Source organism: Streptomyces sp. NPDC058678 (assembly GCF_042714835.1).
In the GTDB taxonomy this organism is placed as follows: domain Bacteria; phylum Actinomycetota; class Actinomycetes; order Streptomycetales; family Streptomycetaceae; genus Streptomyces.
Map to the genome: position 1 here is coordinate 36,068 of NZ_JBHXSG010000045.1, position 19,417 is coordinate 55,484.

18 protein-coding genes are annotated in these 19,417 nt (G+C 70.4%); 9 read left to right on the top strand and 9 right to left on the bottom strand.

Features of this window, described 5'->3' with window-relative positions:
* Positions 1-51 precede the first annotated feature (51 nt).
* Positions 52-1,977 (top strand): glycoside hydrolase family 127 protein, encoded by a 1,926-nt coding sequence (locus tag ACFWWR_RS32915; RefSeq protein ID WP_384307178.1) that lies wholly within the window; start codon positions 52-54, stop codon positions 1,975-1,977.
* A 157-nt stretch (positions 1,978-2,134) separates the two neighbouring features.
* Here ACFWWR_RS32915 and ACFWWR_RS32920 read toward each other — a convergent pair whose 3' ends face one another.
* Positions 2,135-2,920 carry a polysaccharide lyase family 7 protein gene (locus ACFWWR_RS32920; RefSeq protein ID WP_384307096.1) on the bottom strand — a complete coding sequence of 262 codons (786 nt, stop codon included), beginning with the start codon at positions 2,918-2,920 and terminating at the stop codon, positions 2,135-2,137.
* Between the two features lie 232 nt (positions 2,921-3,152).
* On the opposite strand from ACFWWR_RS32920, the gene ACFWWR_RS32925 reads away from it, so the two are divergent.
* From ACFWWR_RS32925 to ACFWWR_RS32935, 3 genes are all read left to right on the top strand, one after another.
* A complete protein-coding gene (locus tag ACFWWR_RS32925) occupies positions 3,153-6,167 on the top strand; it encodes a glycosyl hydrolase (protein ID WP_384307099.1) in 3,015 nt (1,004 codons plus the stop codon).
* A 208-nt stretch (positions 6,168-6,375) separates the two neighbouring features.
* Complete coding sequence (locus ACFWWR_RS32930) at positions 6,376-6,564, top strand: hypothetical protein (RefSeq protein ID WP_384307102.1); 189 nt, start codon at positions 6,376-6,378, stop codon at positions 6,562-6,564.
* Between the two features lie 91 nt (positions 6,565-6,655).
* Positions 6,656-7,507, top strand: coding sequence for a maleylpyruvate isomerase family mycothiol-dependent enzyme (locus ACFWWR_RS32935; RefSeq protein WP_383864127.1), 852 nt, complete (start codon positions 6,656-6,658; stop codon positions 7,505-7,507).
* Positions 7,508-7,901: 394 nt separating this feature from the next.
* Here ACFWWR_RS32935 and ACFWWR_RS32940 read toward each other — a convergent pair whose 3' ends face one another.
* Positions 7,902-8,279 (bottom strand): winged helix-turn-helix transcriptional regulator, encoded by a 378-nt coding sequence (locus ACFWWR_RS32940; RefSeq protein WP_383864344.1) that lies wholly within the window; start codon positions 8,277-8,279, stop codon positions 7,902-7,904.
* A gap of 121 nt (positions 8,280-8,400) precedes the next feature.
* Between ACFWWR_RS32940 and ACFWWR_RS32945 the strand changes: the two genes are divergently transcribed.
* Complete coding sequence (locus ACFWWR_RS32945; RefSeq protein WP_384307105.1) at positions 8,401-9,276, top strand: NAD(P)-dependent oxidoreductase; 876 nt, start codon at positions 8,401-8,403, stop codon at positions 9,274-9,276.
* A gap of 319 nt (positions 9,277-9,595) precedes the next feature.
* Positions 9,596-10,963, top strand: a complete 1,368-nt coding sequence (locus tag ACFWWR_RS32950) for a pyridoxal phosphate-dependent decarboxylase family protein (RefSeq protein WP_384307108.1) — start codon at positions 9,596-9,598, stop codon at positions 10,961-10,963.
* 476 nt (positions 10,964-11,439) lie between these two features.
* Here ACFWWR_RS32950 and ACFWWR_RS32955 read toward each other — a convergent pair whose 3' ends face one another.
* The 4 genes from ACFWWR_RS32955 to ACFWWR_RS32970 all read right to left on the bottom strand — a co-directional run bounded on the left by ACFWWR_RS32955 (position 11,440) and on the right by ACFWWR_RS32970 (position 14,156).
* Entirely contained in the window at positions 11,440-12,405 is a 966-nt protein-coding gene (locus tag ACFWWR_RS32955) for a YihY/virulence factor BrkB family protein (RefSeq protein ID WP_384307110.1), read from the bottom strand.
* Positions 12,406-12,616: 211 nt separating this feature from the next.
* Complete coding sequence (locus ACFWWR_RS32960) at positions 12,617-13,084, bottom strand: SRPBCC family protein (RefSeq protein ID WP_383864115.1); 468 nt, start codon at positions 13,082-13,084, stop codon at positions 12,617-12,619.
* A 75-nt stretch (positions 13,085-13,159) separates the two neighbouring features.
* Entirely contained in the window at positions 13,160-13,246 is an 87-nt protein-coding gene (locus ACFWWR_RS32965; RefSeq protein WP_383864341.1) for a hypothetical protein, read from the bottom strand.
* Positions 13,247-13,409: 163 nt separating this feature from the next.
* A complete protein-coding gene (locus tag ACFWWR_RS32970; protein WP_384307113.1) occupies positions 13,410-14,156 on the bottom strand; it encodes a tetratricopeptide repeat protein in 747 nt (248 codons plus the stop codon).
* Positions 14,157-14,445: 289 nt separating this feature from the next.
* On the opposite strand from ACFWWR_RS32970, the gene ACFWWR_RS32975 reads away from it, so the two are divergent.
* Positions 14,446-15,036: a Dyp-type peroxidase gene (locus ACFWWR_RS32975; protein ID WP_384307116.1), complete on the top strand. Its 591-nt coding sequence runs from the start codon at positions 14,446-14,448 to the stop codon at positions 15,034-15,036.
* Positions 15,037-15,119: 83 nt separating this feature from the next.
* On the opposite strand, the gene ACFWWR_RS32980 is transcribed toward ACFWWR_RS32975, so the two are convergent.
* Positions 15,120-16,136, bottom strand: a complete 1,017-nt coding sequence (locus tag ACFWWR_RS32980; protein WP_384307119.1) for an ArsR/SmtB family transcription factor — start codon at positions 16,134-16,136, stop codon at positions 15,120-15,122.
* Positions 16,137-16,204: 68 nt separating this feature from the next.
* Between ACFWWR_RS32980 and ACFWWR_RS32985 the strand changes: the two genes are divergently transcribed.
* Both ACFWWR_RS32985 and ACFWWR_RS32990 read left to right on the top strand, forming a co-directional pair.
* Positions 16,205-17,464 carry an MFS transporter gene (locus ACFWWR_RS32985; protein ID WP_384307121.1) on the top strand — a complete coding sequence of 420 codons (1,260 nt, stop codon included), beginning with the start codon at positions 16,205-16,207 and terminating at the stop codon, positions 17,462-17,464.
* A 9-nt stretch (positions 17,465-17,473) separates the two neighbouring features.
* On the top strand, positions 17,474-17,824 hold the full coding sequence (locus tag ACFWWR_RS32990) for a hypothetical protein (RefSeq protein WP_383864104.1): 351 nt from the start codon (positions 17,474-17,476) through the stop codon (positions 17,822-17,824).
* Positions 17,825-18,100: 276 nt separating this feature from the next.
* Here ACFWWR_RS32990 and ACFWWR_RS32995 read toward each other — a convergent pair whose 3' ends face one another.
* Together ACFWWR_RS32995 and ACFWWR_RS33000 are read right to left on the bottom strand one after the other, a co-directional pair.
* Positions 18,101-18,361, bottom strand: coding sequence for a hypothetical protein (locus ACFWWR_RS32995; protein ID WP_217238459.1), 261 nt, complete (start codon positions 18,359-18,361; stop codon positions 18,101-18,103).
* Positions 18,362-18,610: 249 nt separating this feature from the next.
* Positions 18,611-19,000: a VOC family protein gene (locus ACFWWR_RS33000; protein WP_383864101.1), complete on the bottom strand. Its 390-nt coding sequence runs from the start codon at positions 18,998-19,000 to the stop codon at positions 18,611-18,613.
* Positions 19,001-19,417 lie beyond the last annotated feature (417 nt).

Genomic DNA, 19,417 nt, shown 5'->3' on the forward strand with positions numbered 1-19,417 from the left:
ACGTACCGAAGGCATGAACTGGTGAGGGAGAACACGGCACGATCACACGTCCTGCCGGTGGCACCGACCCGGGGTCGGCTGCGACCGCTCGGCCTCGACGAGGTCAGGATCACCGGCGGCTTCTGGGCCGGGCGCCGGCAGATCAACGCCACCGCCACACTCGGCCACTGCCGCGACTGGATGGAACGCGTCGGCTGGACCGGCAACTTCCGGGCCGCCGTCGAGGGCCGTATCCAACACGACCGGCGTGGCCGCGAGTTCGCCGACTCCGACGTGTACAAGCTGCTCGAAGCCATGTCCTGGGAGGCCGGTTGCAGCGGCGACACAAGGCTCGACGCGGAGGTCGCCGCGCTCACCGAGTCCATCGCCCCCGCCCAGGAACCGGACGGCTACCTGAACACCGCCTTCGGCCGCCCCGGACAGCGGCCCCGCTACAGCGACCTCGAATGGGGCCACGAACTCTACTGCTACGGCCACTTGATCCAGGCGGGGGTGGCCCAGATCCGGACCGGAGGCGAGCAGGAGCTGGCGAAGATCGCCCGACAGGCCGCCGACCACGTGTGCGCCACCTTCGGCCCCGGCGGCATCGCGCGGGTCTGCGGACACCCCGAGATCGAGACGGCGTTGGTCGAACTGGCCAGAGCGACGGGGGAGCAGCGCTACCTCGACCAGGCCGCGCTGTTCGTCGAACGCCGCGGACACGGCACACTCGCCGACATCGAGTTCGGCCGTGCCTACTACCAGGACGACATGCCCGTACGCCGGGCCACCGTCCTGCGCGGGCACGCCGTCCGCGCCCTCTACCTCGCCGCCGGCGCGGTCGACGTGGCCGTCGAGACCGGGGACGACGCCCTGCTCGCCGCCGTCGTACGGCAGTGGGAGACAACGGTCGCCCGCCGGACCTACCTGACCGGCGGCATGGGCTCCCATCACCGCGACGAGTCCTTCGGGGACGACTTCGTCCTGCCGCCCGACCGTGCCTACTCGGAGACCTGCGCCGGCGTCGCCTCCGTCATGCTCAGCTGGCGACTGCTGCTGGCCACCGGCGAACCGCGCTTCGCCGACCTGGCCGAACGGACCCTGTACAACGTCATCGCCACCTCCCCGTCCGACGACGGCCGTGCCTTCTTCTACGCCAACACCCTGCACCGGCGCCGCCGCGGCACCGTACCCGCGCCGGACGCCGAGAGCCCGCGAGCCGAATCGAGCCTGCGCGCCCCCTGGTTCGCGGTGTCCTGCTGCCCGACCAACGTGGCGCGGACACTGGCCCAGCTGCCCACGTATCTGGCGACGGCGGACGACCACGGCGTCCAACTGCACCAGTACGCGGACGCGGAGATCACCACCTCCCTCACCGCGGACCGGCCCCTCGCCCTGCGCATCCGCACCGACTACCCGTCGGGCGGCCACGTGACCGTACGGATCGACCGGTCACCGGCCCACCCCTGGACCCTCTCGCTACGCGTTCCCGCGTGGACCGAGGGCGCCACCGCATGGCTGTCCGATGCCGACGGAACGCGCCGCGCCGTCGCGCCGGGCACCGCCCGGATCACGCGCGTGTTCCGGCCCGGCGAGGAGATACGGCTCGAACTGCCGGTGGCGCCGCGCTGGACCGGGGCCGATCCACGCATCGACGCGGTACGCGGCACCGCGGCCGTCGAACGCGGGCCGCTGGTGTACTGCGCCGAGTCCGTCGACCTGCCGGGCGGACGTGACGTCGACGCGATCCGGGTGGATCCGAGGGCCGAGCTTCAGGACGGCCCGGACGGCGCTGTCGTCGCGCCCGGCGAACTCGCCGTAGCGGCTGACCCGAGCGAAACCGCGTGGCCCTACCGCCCGCTCGACCGAGCCCCCGCCACTTCCGTCGACAGCGATGGCATCGTCCTGGTCCCCTACCACTCCTGGGCGAACCGCGGACCCTCGACGATGAGGGTCTGGCTGCCGACGACGGAAGCGGACAGCACCAAAAGGGGATAACCGTGCACTGGGACGGCCGGCAGTACGGAACCGCGACGACCGCCCCTTCGACACCGGAGATCACCCCGGAGTGCGAAGTCCGAGGCGGACCTGGGGCGCTTAAGGCCGGTGGGAGACGCTCGGAATCCGACCGGACTCCGACCCGGGCGGCGCCAGGTCAGCCGTGGGAGACGTTCAGCCCGTAGAACGCGACTCGCGCCCCCTTCGTGGTGCTGTCGGAGGACGACTGGTTGTAGGAGCCCGCCTTGAAGTACTGCTTGTACGGGAAGAACGACGAGGGAATCGCGTAGTGCGTGGTGTTGCCGGCGACCGTCAGGTCGATGGTGTCGCCGCCGGAGACGGCGATGGCGTAGCTCCATGTCTTGCCGACCGGGACATGTCCCACGGTGTGCAGGGTCTGGCCGCCCGCGGGCGAGTTCTCCGTGCCGACGACTATGTCACCGCTCGCCCGGTAGTACAGCTCCACCAGCGGTTTGGTGGAGGAGCCGCCGGAGCCCAGGTGGATCTGCCCCACGCACACGTTGGAGGTCACCGACACCACGCGCAGGGTCGCACTGAGCCGGTGGCTGCCGCGTAGCGGCCAGTCGGCCGCGGCGCCGTTGCGGTTCATCTCGCGCAGTTCGGAGCGGGCGTACCTGGAGTTGGGAGTGGTGACGCCTTTCTCGGGTGCCCAGAAGGTCATCGCACCGTCGCGGGTGTCGGTGTAGAAGTACGCGTCCTGGTAGCCGCCCGGCCCCTGCAGTCGGGACGAGGAGATGGTCGTGGGCTTGCCGGGGGAGCCCACGGGTTCCTGCAACTGCCAGACCGACAGGTCGAAGTTGCCGCCCGGGGCGACCTTCGGATCGGCGGCCTCGGCGGCCTCGGCGGTTGAGCTGCCCAGGAGGGCCGCGGTGGTGAGTGCGGCCATGACGGTGGCCGTCGCGAGAACTCTGGTTCGGATCATGGGGCCGTCCTTCGGCGAGCATGGGGGAGGGGAAGGCGCCGTTCATATGGGTGAACATGGAGCGCACCCGTGAATCACTGTCCGTGTCGCGACGGTAAAGGTCTGGACCAACCTCGTCAAGAACTCGCGCGCACTGGGGAATTGGGGCGCCGATCTTGACCCTCATGGATTCCGGGCTTAACGTTCCCGCGTTTACAGGGAATTGAAACGATTCAATCGTTTGGGGCGACACATGCAGAAGTCCATTCCGCAGCGTGGCGGGATAACCCGGCGCAGGGTGCTCGCGGCCTCCCTGGCCGCCGGCGCCACCACGGCGCTCGCCGCAGTCGGCTCCACGGATGCCGGCGCCGTCCCCCTGGCAGGTCGTCAACACCTGTCAGGAGACTGGTTCGGCACCCCACCGCGGTCCGTGCGCCCCAAGTTCCGGTGGTGGTGGCCGGACGGCCTGGTCGACCCCGCGGAGATCGCCCGTGAGATCGACCAGATCGCCGACGCGGGCTTCGGCGGAGCCGAGATCGCCGCCGTCCACCACAGCATCAAGGACAAGTCCGTCCTCGACGCCGCCCACCACGGCTGGGGCAGCACCCCCTGGCGCGACGGCGTCGAGGCAGCCCTGCGCCAAGCCGCCCGACGCGGCCTGACCATCGACCTCACCCTCGGCCCCAGCTGGCCCGTCGCCGTCCCCGGCGTCACCCCCGACGACGACACCGCCGCCCAGGAACTCGCCTACGGCCGCACCTCCGTGGCCGCCGGCGCCACCTATCAGGGACCGGTCCCCGAACCCGTGCACCACGCCGCCTCCCCCGTCACCCGGCGCCGCCTGCTCGCCGTCCAGGCCGCCCGCGTCGAGCCCGCCAACGCCACCCGCAAGGAGACCGGCCTCGACCTCGCCAGTGTCCGAGACCTCACCACCACCGTCCGCGACGGCGCCCTGACCTGGACCGCCCCCGCGGAGGGCGACTGGGTGCTGATCTCCTACTGGCAGCGCGGCACCGCCCAGCAGCCCGAATCCGGCCCGCACTCCTCCCCGGCCGCCTACGTCATCGACCACTTCAGCCCCGCCGGCACCGCCGCCGTCACCGGCTTCTGGGAACGCGCCGTCCTGACCGGCACCGTGCGGCGACTGCTCAAAGCCGCGGGCGGCGCCTTCTTCGAGGACTCCATCGAGCTGGAGACCGACTCCCTCGTGTGGACCTCCGCCCTGCCCGACGCCTTCGAGCAGCTCACCGGCCGCTCCCTCCTGCCGTACCTGCCCGCCCTCGTCCTCGACAAGAGCAACCAGGTCTTCGCGTTCGAGGCGCAGCTCACCCGGCAGATCCGGCACGACTTCTGGGCGACCGTCTCCCACCTGTTCAACACCCACCACGTCACCGCCCTGCGCGACTGGGCCCACTCGCTCGGCATGTCGCTGCGCGCTCAGCCGTACGGCCTGCAGACCGACGCCATCGCCTCCGCAGCGATCCTCGACATCGCGGAGGGCGAGTCGCTCGGCTTCAAGAACCTGGACGACTACCGCTGCCTGGCCGGCGGCCGGGACATGGCCGGGCACACCGTGCTGTCCTGCGAATCGGGCGCCTACAACGGCTCCGCGTACAGCACCACGTGGGACAGGTTCCTGCGCACCATGGGCGGCGCCTACGCGGCCGGCGTCAACCAGACGGTCGTGCACGGCTTCTCGTACGCCGCCGCCCCCGGAGTGAGGTGGCCCGGGTTCGCCGCCTTCAGCCCCTACAACGGTGCGGCCGGCTACGGGGAGTCCTGGGGGCCCCGGCAGCCCACCTGGCGGCACGCCGAGGACATCGCCGGCTATCTCGGCCGCGTGCACCAGGTCCTGCAGACCGGCACCCCGCGCGCCGACGTCGCCGTCTTCCGCCAGACCGGCTACACCGCCACCGGCATCGGCGCCTCCTGGTTCACCGCGACCGGAGTACCGCTCGGCTGGACCCACCAGTTCCTCAGCGGACCGCTCCTCGACCTGCCGGCCGCCCGCGTCTCCGGCGGCCGCCTCGCCCCCGACGGCCCCGCCTACAAAGCCCTGTTCGTCGAGGGAGACTTCTTCTACGGCTCCACGCCGACCCTCGCCCGCGAAGACGCCCGCAAGCTGCTGCGCCTGGCCCGGGCAGGACTGCCGATCGTCATGCTCGGCGCCTTCGACCAGGCGCTCACCCCGGGGGTGCCCGACCAGGACGAGACCGACGCACTGCGCGAGGTCCTGGCACGCCTCCTCGCGCTGCCGCAGGTCACCGTCGTCACCGACAAGACCGCCGTCGGGGACGCCCTCACCGCCCTCGGCGTCACACCCGACGCGCGCTACGCCACCCCCTCCACCCTCCTCAACAACCACCGGGTCAGCGGCGACACGGACTTCTACTACCTCTGCAACGGCAAACACGCCGAGACCGTCAAGCCGCCCGTCGCGACCATCGACCACGACGTCACCCTGCGCCGCACCAGGCGCGGCGCCACCGTGCCCTACCAGCTCGATCCATGGACGGGCGAGGCGACCCGCATCGCCCGCTACACCGAGGACGACGACGCCATCACCGTGCGCGTCACCCTCGACCCCGGCCAGGCCACCGTCATAGCACTCGGCAGACCGGGACTCTTCGGCGACCGAAACGGCAGCCGTCCGCACGCCGTGTCCGCCGACGCCGATCGGGTGTTGTTCACCGACCGAGGCCTGGCCGTGCGCGTCTCGGCACCGGGCACCTACACCACCCGTCTCTCCCGGGGCCGTACGGCGACCACCACGGTGCCCGCGGTGCCCGGCCCCATCACACCGGACCGCTGGCAGCTCGACGTCGAGGACTGGTACCCGGGTGCCGACGCGACCAGCACCGACATCGTCCGGCGCACGCTCACCCTCGACACCCTGCTGCCCTGGTCGCAGATCCCCGAACTGGCCGACTCCGCCGGCATCGGCCGCTACCGCACCACCGTCGTCCTGCCCTCCGACTGGACCTCGTCCCACGGCGCCCACCTCCAACTGGGCCAGGTCAGCGACACCTTCCGGGTCACCGTCAACGGCACCCGGTTGGCCCCCACCGACCGGCTCCACCCGGTCGTCGACCTGGGCGGACACCTGCGGCGCGGCGTCAATGTGATCGAGGTCGAGGTGGCGACGCCGCTCATCAACCGCCTCAGGGCCGCCCAGCCGGCCGTCTTCGGCACCACCGCCCGCCAGGCGTACGGGCTCACGGGCCCCGTCCGGCTGGTGCCGTACGTCCAGGCCCTGGTGCGCGCGTGACGTGCACCTGGGGGCGGTAACCGTCCCCAGGGGTGCTCCCTGCGGTGAGGCCATGTCGCGGCGGCCAGGGCGAGCTTGCCCCGGGCGGCCTGGACACTGGCTCCCTCGGGTGCGCGAGCCACCAATGCCGACCACTTCACCGTCGACTGCTGACGCCGCACTCCGCAGGTGTCGAGTCCGCGATCCAGTGGTCGCGAACCAGAAGCGCGTGTCCAACACGAGCATCCCGCAGCAGGGCATCCGGTCGCTGGTCGGACGCGACCTCGGTGCCCTCGCCGCAGCCGACTTCCTCCAGACCTCCGATGCTGTCGCAGCGCAGACTCAAGCAGCAGCGCCGGCACGACGCAGACAGGTATCGCCCGGCCTGGTCGACGGCTGGCTGGCGGCACTGGCCTGATGATGGGCGGCTGACCGCCATGACACCTTCCCTCCGTGAGGTGAGGGGGTATTCGATGGAAGACCGAGCCTTCCGGTGACAGGCTTTGACCATGAGCCTTCGGCGCGACGACGTATCCAACTCCTCCTGGCTGGGCAAGCCGATCGACGCTCGCCCGCTGTTCGGGCCAGAACTGGCGTCGCTCCTCGACCTGCTACGCGGTCTGCGGCGCACCGAGTGGAGCAGGACTGCGGTCCCCGGCTGGACCGTGCAGGATCTTGCCGCCCACATCCTCGGCGACTACCACGCCCGCCTCGGCTGGAGCACGGAAATCCACCGCCGCGCCATGGCGGCCGGAGAGACACTGGAAGCGTTCATCCACCGGATCAACCAGGAATGGATCGAACTCCACGCCGATCACAGCCCCGCTGAGCTCATAGAGGCCCTGGAACTGGCCGGGACCCAGCTCACCCGTCAGTTCGCGGGCACGGACCTCGACGCAACGGGCCTGGGAGTGTCCTGGGCAGGGGCCGACCCGGCGCCCAATTGGCTGGACACCGCCCGGGAGTTCACCGAGTACTGGACCCACCGCCAGCAGATCCGCCATGCCACCGGCCGGGACACCGACCTGGAGCCCAACGCTCTGTCCGCGGTCCTGGACACCTTCATGCGGGCCTTGCCCCACACACTGCGTCACTCGCCCGCAGCCGCCGGGACACAACTCCAGGTGATCATCGGGGAGCCGGCCGTCGGCACCTGGACCGTGACCGCCACCGCGGACCGCTGGTCACTGGCCGAAGCACCCAGCGGCCGGCCGACCGCATCAGTGCGGCTGGACCCGGAGACCGCCTGGCGACTCTGCACCCGCGGCATTGATCCTGACGCTGCCCTTGCCCGGGCCCGCATCGGCGGGGAGCGCCAGATCGCCGAAGCTGCCTGCCAGATCGTCTCCATCGTCTACTGACGGATGCTGGTGACGTTCTGCTCAGTGGAGAGCAAGTACGTCGACGAACAGAGCTCGGCTCATGTGCTCCGGCTCTTGATGTCGCGGACCATGGCCTCGATCGTCGTTGTCATGTTGCGGTCGTAGAACTCGGCGGAAACGTGACGGCGTCGCCAACGCGTACTGCGTATAAGGCTGTTGGCGGCACCGCCGGACGATCGGTCGCACCACGACCTGACCGGGGGCTGGCGCCGCCTGCTCGGTCGCTGTGACCAGAGGCCGAGCACGAGACGAGTCGCTACCTCTGCGATCGGCGAAGGCCCGCGCCCGCACCGTCACCATGGCTGACCGTTCCGCGGTGCACCCCTGTCGGGGTGCTGCCACAGCACCCGACCCACGCGCGGTACTTCCGTTTCTAGCGCCGAACTGTCCCGGCGACGTCGACGGACACCTTTTCGGCCCCGATCCGCCGCATGCGCTCAGTGCCCCATTCTCCCAATGAGGCCAGGGCCGCGTTGAGTGAGACGCCGTGTTCCGTCAACGAGTACTCGACCTTCGGAGGCACTTCCCGGTACACCTCACGATGCACGAGCCCGTCTTCTTCCATCTCCCGAAGATGCTGAATCAGCATCTTTTCGCTGACGCCCGGCAGACCGCGTCGAAGCTCGGCGAACCGTCGGGTCCCGTAGTGGTGCAACTCCCAGAGGATCAGCGACTTCCACTTGCCGGCGACCACGTCCATCGCCGCGTCGATGCCGCAGAAGTAGGGACCACGTCGTGCTGATGTCGCCATCCGCCCCTCCCAGACGTGCTTACCCACGAGTGAGTACCTCACTAATTAGTCCGTACTGGTCAACCCTACCGGCGGTGGAGAGGATTCAACCGAAGGACGAACACGAGGGGGAATCCCAAAAATGTCGACTGACAACAGCGTGCAGGTGAGTGTTCTCGGGCTGGGAGCGATGGGTAGCGCTCTCGCGGAGGCCCTGGTGAAGGCCGGATACGCGACAACAGTCTGGAACCGCTCAGCGGGGAAGGCCGACGACCTCGTCGCGCAGGGCGCCAAGGCCGCTGCCACGGCCGGTGACGCGGTCCGCTCCAGCCGGTTGGTGATCGCATGCCTGCTGGACCACGGGTCGGTCCACGAGGTGCTCGATCCGCTCTCCGACGAGCTGGCCGGACGAACCTTGGTCAACGTGACCACGACGTCACCGGCCCAGTCACGTGAGTTGGCCGCCTGGGCCGCCCACTCCGGGGCCGCGTATCTGGACGGCGGCATCATGGCCGTTCCGCACATGATCGGCCGGCCAGGGGCATCGCTCCTCTACAGCGGATCGGCCGATGTCTTCCATCAGTACAAGCCGCTTTTCGACCTGTGGGGAAGCAGCACCTACTTCGGTGAGGATGCCGGACTGGCGTCCCTGTACGACCTCGCTCTGCTCGCGGGCATGTACGTCATGTTCGCCGGATTCATGCATGGCGCCGCCATGGTCGCCCCGGCTGGAGTGACGGCGGGCGAGTTCGCCGCTCAGGCCACACCTTGGCTGACTGCCATGACCAGCGCCTTCCAAGGATTCGCCGAAGTCATCGACGGCGGGGACTACACCGTCGCCGGGCAACAGAGCCTCCAGTTCTCCAACCTCAGTGACCTCCTGGCCGCCAGTTCCGACCAGGGCATCAGCACCGAGGTGCTCGCCACGGTCCAGCGGCTCATCCAACGTCAGATCGATGCGGGCCATGGAGAGGAAGGATTCGCCCGAATCATCGAGAGCATCAAGCAACCGGGCTAGTACAGGAACGGGGCCTGCTGCGAAAGTAGATCCCGGTCGTGGATGATCACGCGTCATTCGGGTGTGATGCGTACGTGCTGAGGACCCGGGGCAGCGGGAAGATGCCTGCTCAGCGATCACCACCGACAGCGGCTTCCGCCCGTGCTCGACGGGAGTGGCTTGTCGCTGCGGACGATCCGGTGTCGACGGGTGCCAAGGTCACGCCGGGGGCGACGCCGGATCCGCGATGCATGTTCTCGCTGCTCGGCGATCAAGGCCGGGCAGTGGTCGTGCACGCCGTGGCTTGCGTGGCCGCGGCGACTGTCTCATAGTCCGAGGTATGGACGAGCGCGAGACGGCGCTCCGACAGGCATACGGCCATGCCGTCCGCTGGCTGGCGAGCCTGTCCGACCGCCGGGTTCCCGCCCGCGCCTCGGTCGACGAGATCGTGCGCGCGCTCGGTGCCGAACTGCCCGACGGTCCCAGTGCGCCCGCCGACGTCGTCGACCTGCTGGTCACGGCCTGCGAGCCGGGGCTCACCGCGTTTCCCAGCGGCCGCTTCTACGGCTTCGTGGTCGGCGGCACCGAACCGGCCGCGCTGGCCACGGACTGGCTGGTCAGTGCCTGGGATCAGAACTGTGTGATGCGTGCCGTCTCGCCCGCATACACGGCGGCGGAAGACATCGCGAGTACGTGGTTGCTCGATGTGCTCGGCCTGCCCAGCGGCAGCGCCGTGGGCTTCACCACCGGTGCCACGATGGCGAACTTCACCTGCCTCGCCGCCGGGCGCGACGCGGTGCTGCGGCGCGCCGACTGGGACATCGCGCGCGACGGGCTCGCAGGCGGGCCTGCCGTACGCGTCATCGTCGGCGAGGGCCGCCACATGGCCATCGACCTGACGCTGCGCTACCTGGGACTGGGCAGACCCGAACCGGTGACGGCGGACGATCAAGGGCGCATCCAGCCCGAGGCCCTGCGGCACGCCCTGGCGGTCGGCGGGCAGGGCCCCGCGATCGTGATCCTTCAGGCCGGGGAGATCCACTCCGGTGCCTTCGATCCGTTCGTCGAGGCGATCCGAGCCGCTCGCGAGGCGAACGCATGGGTGCACATCGACGGCGCCTTCGGACTGTGGGCGGCCGCCTCCCCGGTCCACGCCCATCTGACGACGGGCTGCGAAAACGCCGACTCCTGGGCGACGGACGCCCACAAGACCCTGAACGTCCCCTACGACTGCGGCCTCGCCGTCGTGCGCGACCCGTCCGCGATCCGGGCAGCGATGGGCCTGCACGGCGACTACCTGATCCAGGACGAACACGGCGACCCCATCGACAAGGTCCCCGAGCTCTCCCGGCGCGGCAGGGCCTTCACCGTGTGGGCAGCACTCAGGTCCCTCGGCCGATCAGGTGTGGCCGACCTCGTCGAGCGGCTGTGCCGACACGCCTCCGCGTTCGCCACCGGCATCGCCGGGATCGACGGCGCGACGGTCCTCAACGACGTGGTGTTCACCCAGGTCTGCGCCGAGTTCGGCGACGACGAGCGCACGGATCGGGTGCTCGCGCGGCTGCTCGACGATGGCACGGCTTGGATCAGCGGTTCCACCTGGCAAGGCCGGCGCGTCATGCGGATCTCGGTGAGCAACTGGTCGACGACCGACGACGACGTGACGCGTGCGCTCGAAGCGATCAGGCAAGCATCCCTCGGCGTCTGATACGGGAGCCGCCGTTCGGAGTCGGTCCGAATCGGCCGGAGAGCACGACCCGGCCGGGCGTCCTCCCGCGTGGCGTCCTTCCACGTGACCAGTTCTGCACCTCCGGGCCTTCACCCGCTGTCGTTGCTGGGGGAGGGGATTCCTCATCCTCAGCCGGTGCCGCGACACCGTCGGCAGGCTTTACGACCCAGACCGCCCGCGTCGGGCGGTCCCTCAGCTTCACGACCCAGACCGCCCGCGTCGGGCGGTCCCTCAGCTTCACGACCCAGACCGCCCGCGTCGGGCGGTCCCTCATCCGTCCCGTTCGCGGCCACGACCGTCGTCGTGGCGTTGAACCGGCGTGGTCCGCGTGATGGTGACCGCTGCCGCTGCCGCTGCCGCTGCCGCTGGCGACTGCTGATGCGCCGGCGTGCCTCCCGGGGACCGGGAACGCATTCGGGATGGCGAACTGATCACAGTGACGTGAGAAAGACGCGTCACGCACCCGGGCCGGGATCCGGATGCACGGCCGTTTCGATGCCGGCCCGGGCCGCTTCGAGTTGGGCGGCGAACGCGATGCCGAGAAAGAGCGCGACGGCCGTGAGGTTGGCCCACAGCAGCAAGGCGATGAAAGCGGTGAGCGGCCCGTACACGGCGCCGAAGGCACCGCTCTTTTCGACATACAGGGCGAGCAGCCAGGTGGCCGAGACCCACAGCAGGAGGTGGACGGCAGAGCCGAAGGCCAGCCACGTGTAGCCCGGCTGCACGCGACGGGGCGACCACCGGAAGATCACGGCGGACGCCAACCAGGCCAGCGCGAGTCCTACGGGAATGTCGAGCACTCCCCACCATGGCGGTCCGCCGCCCTCCCGGCCGGTGGAATCCGCGACCGCGTCGCCGACGGCCTCGCCGGCGACGAGTACGACGAAGCCCAGCACCAGGGGCAGACCGGCCGAGAGCGCCAGGACCAGCGCCCTGGCGTACTTGCGAGGGAAGGGACGGTCGCGCTCGATGCCGTAGATGCGGTTGGCGCCGCGCTCGATCTGTCCCATGGCCGAGGACAGGTTCAGCAGCGCGAAGGCCAGACCGAGCCAGAGGGCGAGTGTGCTCCACACGTCGCCGTCGGCAGTGCGCCGGGTGCCGTCGAAGGCGTCCTCGACGATGTCGGCGCTGGCACCCGGCACGATCCGGCCGAGGGTGAGCTCGATGATCCGGCCCACGCCCTCCGTGTGCACCGAGGTGGCCAGCCCGACGAGCGCCACGGTGCATGGCACCAGGCCGAGCACCACTTGGAAGGCCAGCGCGCGTGCGTTGGTGAAGCCGTCCGCGTAACGGAACCGGGCGAAGGAGTCGGTCAGCAGCCGTAGCCCTCCGTAGTGGCGCAGCGCGGTGAACGCTTCGTCTCCGGAGAGTTCTTCTCCGATCATGTCCCTGGTCTGGGGGACGTGGACAGCGGTTCCCATGGCGTGGACGCTCCCTTGTCGTGCGGTTGCTGCCTGTCCGGTTGCCTCGTCAACCTTCCCGTCCGACGTCGTAGTACGTCCGCCGGAACGGGGGCACGCGTGTTGCCGCGCGTCGGGCCGCATCGCCCGTACGTCCACCTCCGGGACGAGAGTGGCTGACGACGGCCGCGCCGGCTGCATCGTGGCCGGGCCCGGTCGCAGCAGACGCGAATCAGCCCGCCGTTTCGACGTACGACGCCAGGTTGGCCAGCGAGGAGGCGATCCCGGCTTCGTGGACCGCTTGGTCGATGCCGGGTGGCACGTCCGTGGCGGTGACGGTCACCTCGGTCCCGTCACCGGCGGCGGCGAGGTGCCAGGTCATCGTCATGGTGCCCGCGTACGACGGGTCGTCGGCCTCGAAGACCGCCCGCTGCACCACGCGCTCCGATGGCACCAGGTCGGCGAACCCGACGTCGACGACGTCCGTCGCATCCGAGGTCTTGCCGGGGCTGTCGGCGGGGTCGAGGTAGGTGAGGACCATCCGGAACCCGCCACCAGGCCGGGGATCCCACCGCTCCACCCGCCCGCGCATGCCGTCCGGCGGCAGCCAGGCCTCGAGCGACTCCCGGTCGAGGAGGGCGGCGTAGACGGTCGCCGGTGGTGCCGCGATCACCCGGCTGGCGCGGTCGGTCCTGCTCATGGTCCGATCTTAGGACCGGCGAGGTCCTTTGGGGCGCGTACCGCACCAGCCGGGCCGCTGCGCCGTACGGGAGCATCAATTCCGCGAAGGACGCGTAGCTGCCCCCTCCGGCGGTCGTTCGCCACGCTCGGTCGCGAGGTCGGCGAGCGTTGTGGGGCGCATCGCGCCTTCGAGGTGGATATGGAGATGGGCCTTCGGCAGTCGGGCCAGGTCTCGCACAATCCATCACCGCAGGCGGTGGAACCCGTTTCTGCGCCCCCGCCCCTCAGAACCTCGGCGAGCAGGTGGCCGTCGGCATCACGGCCCGGCGACTACGCACCCCCTCCTACGGCGTGTCGGGCGCCGCCTGGTTGCTTGCCGCGCGGGCTCGCCGGACCAGGGCGTACGAGCGGGTCGTCTGACGCATGACCAGCGTCTGCAACGCCAGTTGGAGCCCTCCGTCGACGTTCGCTCCCACCATGAGCCAGAAGTCGGCGGCGTGGTCGGCGTACGCCTCCGGGTGACGCAGCACCAGTTCGTCGTAGCGCTCCGCCGCACGGTCCCGCCACTGCTGGGCCTCTTGGTGCCGGCCCGCGACCCGGAGGACGAGCGCGAGACGGGAGGTGTAAGCGGGATCGTCGCTCGTCTCGACCAGGGGGTGCAGGCGGGCGACGGCGGCATCGACGTCTCCCAGGGAGAGATCGACCTCGGCGAGGTGGCCGGCCGCCGGGGCGTAGCCCGGAACCCGGCGCCGGGCCGCCTCCAACCACGCCCGGCCCGCGGGCAGGTCACCCTGGCGCATCCACATCACGCCGCGTCGGAAGTCCAGTTGGGCGAGAAGGAAGGGTGAGACACCCCGGTAGCTGCGGTGCGCCTCGTCGAACTCGCGCTCCGCCTCGTCGGTTTCGCCCTGTTCCGCACGGCAGACCGCCAGGGCACTCAGCATCGTGAAGTCCGACTGGCGAGGGGCCGCTTTCGTGAGCAGGGACTGGGCTTCGGCGTAACAGCCGACCGCCTGCAGGATCCCGGCCCGTTCCCCGTCGAGAGTGGGCTGCGCCGCTCCCTTTCGCCTCGCCAGGTCGAGGTCGGCCATGGCTTCGGCGAACCGGTGCAGGTCGCCCGCGAGCGGGCTCGGGCCAGCAGGGCGATGCTGTCCTCGGGCGCGTCGCCCACGAGCCGTTCGGCGAGCTGCGCGGCATGGTCGTAGTCGGTGACGCGGCCCAGGAAGTGCCCGCAGGGTGAGCAGGTCGACCAGGACCGCCTGCTGCGCGACGGCGAAGGGGGTGGCGGATTCAGCCGGCTGTACTTGTGCCGCCAGGCCGTCGATCCGGGCCGACAGGTTCCGCAAGTACCACTCCCACGTCGCCGCCTTCAACAGGTTCTTGCATGACAACGCCTCCACCGAGGCCGAACGCGAGCTGCTGGCGGCCAAGCTGGTGGGCCGCTGGCGCAGTGGCGCCCCGCTGGCCCTGGCCCCGGAGCGCGACAACCCCGCCATCGGGGAGGATCCGAACCGGATCAACGACTTCGACTACGCCGCCGACCCGCGCGGGATGCGCACTCCGCTGGGCTCCCACATCCGCCGGATGAACCCGCGCGACACGAAGCTGACGGCGCTCACCGACGTCAACATCCGCCGGATCATCCGGTGTGGCACCTCCTACGGGCGGCCGCTGCCCACGGACCGGCTCAAGGACGACGGCCAGGCGCGCGGCCTGGACTTCATCGCCCTGGGCGCCCGAGCGATCGACAACGTCGAGTTCCTGCAGAGCGAGTGGGTCGGCTCCGGCAACTTCGTGGGCCTGGGCAAGGAGAAGGACCCGATGATCTCGTCGCAGGACAAGGGCGGGTACTTCACCGTGCCCGGGACCCCACCCCGCCGGGTGCAGGGCATCCAGTCCTTCAACACCCTGCTCGGCGGCGAGTACTTCTTCATGCCGAGCCTGTCCGCCATCCGCTGGCTGAGCACCTGACCCGCCCCTACGAACGGCTGCCTGCGCCGCTGTGTCTGCGAGCTGCCGGGACGGGCGGCTGTCTGACACGGATGTCCGGCACGCTACGGTGCCGAGGCCGAAGCAGGGGCATGCCGTTCCCGCTCACCGGTGACGGCCCCCGACGCCTCCACGAGCACCTCGCCGGCCACAGTGCGCTCGTACAGCACCGACCGCCCGGCCCGGCGCCGCTCCACCAGCCCCGCGTCCAGCAGCACCCGCAGATGCCGCCCCACCGACCCCAGCCCCTGCCCGGTCACGGCGACCAGCTGCGTCGTGCTCATGGGCGTCCGGAGCAGCACCAGCAACCCGGCCCGTGCGCTCCCGATGAGCACCCCGAGTCCGGCTGGGACGGGCCGCCGGTCGTGGTCCTCGGCGAGCACCCCTAGACACGGGTAGACGACGGCGTACCGCTCCCGTCCCTCCCACGACACCCATCCGGTCCGCGGCGTCACCGGCATGAACAGCAGCTCGGCCCCGGCGGTGATCTCCCGCGGCGGATAGGTGTTCAGATTGACCTGGAACCGGCTCTCTCCGAGCCACCGCGTCCCCGGCCGCAGCGAGTCCAGCACGGCCGCCCAGCCGCCCTGGCTCACCCGCGCGGTCCGCGCGACCACGTCGGCTTCCAGGACGCGCCGTCGACGCTCCCAGTACGGCCGTACGGTCTCCTCCCAGACGTACGTCAGGAGCGCGGTCGCCCGCTCGGGCAGGTCGTCCCGCTCCAGGTCGGCGGGGAGCGGGCCCCGGAGGGACACGCGGAGGTCGGCCCGCGCCTCCCCGGCGCCGGCCGCCCGCACCCGGGCCACGGTCTCCTCGAAGCTCTCCCCCTCGCACGAGGTGGGGCAGAAGAAGTCGGCGATCCAGGACGCGCCGAGTGCCGCCCGCACGAGCAGCGCGGCCACCGGGTCGGCCGCGAGCTGTGCGCGGTAGCCGGGCAGGTGTGCGCACAGCCAGGCCTCCTCGCCCGGATGGGCGCCGGTCCCGGCGTGCAGCAGTTTCAGGCTCGCGAAGGTCTCGGCGAACGGCGAGAGCACGAACCGGCTGCGGGCGAGGGTGTCGGTGTCGATCTGCCATAAGCCCATGCGTACGACCTTTCGCATGTCGGCGAAACAATAAACACGGCCCCCGGGCTGCCCCGAGACTCCGACGTATGCGCAGTTACCGCTCCTTGTTCCGCACCCCCGAGTTCACCCCGTACCTGCTCTCCTTCGGCACGTTCGCCGCGGGCCAGACGATCGGCGGCCTGGCCCTCGGCACGCTGGTCTTCCGGGCCACCGGCTCCCCGTTCCTGTCGGCGGTGAGTATGGTCGGCCCCCAACTGGCCCAGTTGCTCGGGGGCGCGTTCCTGCTCTCGGGCGCCGACCGTCTGCCCCCGCGCGCGATCCTGTCGGGCCTCGCCCTCGCCTTCGCGGCCGGTACGGCGGTGCTGGCGCTGCCCGGCCTGCCGGTCTGGGCGGTCTTCACCGTCGTACTGCTGCAGGGCGTGGTCGCGTCGCTGGGCGGGGGAGTGCGCGGGGGACTGCTGAACGAGATCCTGTCCAAGGACGGCTATGTCCTCGGCCGTTCGGTGTCCAACATGCTCTGGGGCCTGATGCAGATGGCCGGTTTCGCGACGGGCGGCGCACTGCTGGCGTTTCTCTCCCCACGGACCTGCCTGCTCCTCGCCGTGGTGCTGTACGTGTTCTCGGCCCTCGTCACGCGCCTGGGCCTCACGGCCCGCCCACCGCGCTCCTCCGGCCGACCGTCCTTCTCGGCGACCTGGCGCACCAACGCCCTCCTGTGGTCCTCACACCCCCGACGTCTGACGTACCTGGGCCTGTGGGTCCCCAACGGCCTGATCGTCGGCAGCGACTCGCTCTACGTCTCCTACGCCCCCCAAGCCGCCGGCACGCTGTACGCGTTCGGGGCGCTCGGCATGTTCGTGGGCGACATGGCGGTGGGCCGCCTGGTTCCGCCCGCCGTGCGCCCCCGTCTCGCGACCCCGCTGCGCCTGCTGTTGGCGGTTCCCTACCTGTTCTTCGTCCTGCGGCCGGGAGTGGCGCTGTCGGCCGTGGCCGTCACCGTCGCCTCCGTCGGCTTCGCCGCGAGCCTGGTCCTGCAGGAACGCCTGATGTCCCTCACCCCCGACGACCTCGCGGGCCAGGCCCTCGGCCTGCACGCCACCGGCATGGCCGCACTGCAGGGCGTCGGTGCCGTCCTCGCGGGCACGCTGGCCCAACTGACCTCCCCGGCCACGGCGATGACGCTGATGGCGGCCGGTTCGGTCACCGTGACCCTGACCCTCGCGGGGCTGGTCAGGAGTGAGCAACGACAGCCGGCCGTCCCCGGGACGGGTCCGGGCACCCTGTCGGAACCCGCCGCCACGGGACCAGGGCCTTCCGGCGGACCAGGCTCGGACACGTCCGGGTAGGTTGGCGGCATGTCGTCCGTACTTGTGGTTGGTTACGATCCCCAGGCGATACCCGGTGTCGATGCGGCGGCCCTTCGCGCCGCCCTGGACAAGGAGTTGGCACGGTTCGGCGAGCGCGGTATCGACGCAGCCATGACGCTGGTCGTGTTCGACGAGTCGGCCGAGTCCACTCTCGTGGCGTCGTTGGCCCGATGTCGCTGGGATGTGGTCGTCGTCGGTGGCGGTATCCGCAAGGCTGAGCCGCTGCTTCCGCTCTTCGAGCAGATGGTGAACCTGATCCGCCGGCACGCGCCCCAGGCCGCCATCGCGTTCAACACCAGTGGCGGGGACAGTGTCGAAGCGGCTCAGCGTTGGCTGTGAGGCCGGTCCGGCGCGGCGTATGCAGGTGTCGAAGCCGGCGAGAAGGCACGGCTCGCACTGATCGCCACGGGCGCAGTCGGTCGCCGGCGCCGGCGGAGGTGCGCGCCGCAGTCCGTCCAGGCGGACGTCCCCGCCTTTCTTCAGACCGCCATCTGGCGGAATACCGACGGCACCCCCATGGATCAACGACAAGCGCTCCGGCCGCCAGATGACCGGAGAGACAGAACCAGCGAGAACCGGAGCCGGCGTCGGGTCACTCTGGCTCTGTAAGAGCGTTCAGTCGCCGGATTGCTGCTCATGCCGGTGGGTCCCACGGGCGAGCTCTTGCAGGATGTCGTGCTCGCTCTTCCCGGTCATCCGGGCCATCGTGCGCAGCAGTTGCGCGCACAGGGCCGCGGTGCCGTCCATGAGGGCCTCGGTTGCCATGGGGTCCTCGCGTCGCCGTTCGGCGACGTACTCCGACAGCAGGTCATCTCCTGACACGTAGGCGGTCATGAACTCGATGCCGGCGCGGATGCGGTCGTAGTCGCTACTCATGGGCGAACGATCGCATAGAGGAGCCGCCATGGCCGAGCCTGCCCCGCCCTTCACACGAGGGTCTGAGGCGGTCATTCGTAGGATTGCCCGCCTTCGGCACCCGCCACGCAGGGCAACGCGCGTCGGGCGGCCGGGCGGCCGGGCGGTGAGCGCTGGGCGCCGGACGCTGGGCGTCGGACACAGGCAGGGGCCAAGGCCCGCACCCCCTGGAATTCGTCGTGCGGGGGGTGCGGCCCTTGGCGCCTGTGCTTACGAGGTCCAGCCGCCGTACGGAACGGTGATGAGTTCCATGGCATGGCCCGCCGGGTCCATGAAGTACACTCCGCGGCCGCCGTCGTTGTGGTTGACCGTGCCGGGCTGCTTGCGTTGAGGGTCGGCGTAGTGCTCGATGCCGCGCTGCTGGATCTGCGCGTACGCCGCGTCGAACTCCTCCTCCGAGACCAGGAAGGCGTAGTGCTGGAGAGCGATCTGGTCCGCGGGGATCGTGGCGAAGTCCAAGGTGACGCCGTTGCTCAGGGCCACCGCGATGAACGGGCCCCATTCGGCGGTGATCTCGAGGCCGAGCAGGTTCGCGAAGAATTTCGCGGATTCCCGGTTGTCCCGGGCGTGGACGATCGTGTGGTTCAACTGGACTGACAAGGAATGCCTCCGAAGGCACATCCCGACACCTCCATGCCTCACCCAGCCGGTGACCGACACGCGATGTCGCCGTCGATCTTAGCCGCTGCCGGCGAAAACGTCTCCGTGTCATGGGGCGGGCTGCGGTCCGGTGTCCGATGTTCGGTGTCCGATACCAGCCGGACCAGTTGAGGCAGGCCCCGGCAGTTGCGGAGTTCTTCCGGGTCGGTGATCTGCGGCAGCACCTGGTCCTCCACCCATGCCACACAGACGCGCAGGATCCGGCGGCCGCGATGCCGGAGCCCGAGTACGAACGCCACCGCCGCGTCGGGGCTTGCGCGGTCACAGTGTCGACAGCACCCATCCGCTCACCCACCTGCGATGCGTCCGCCTCCTCGCCGGCACATCGGTGCCCGCGACGGTGGGCGACGAACGAAG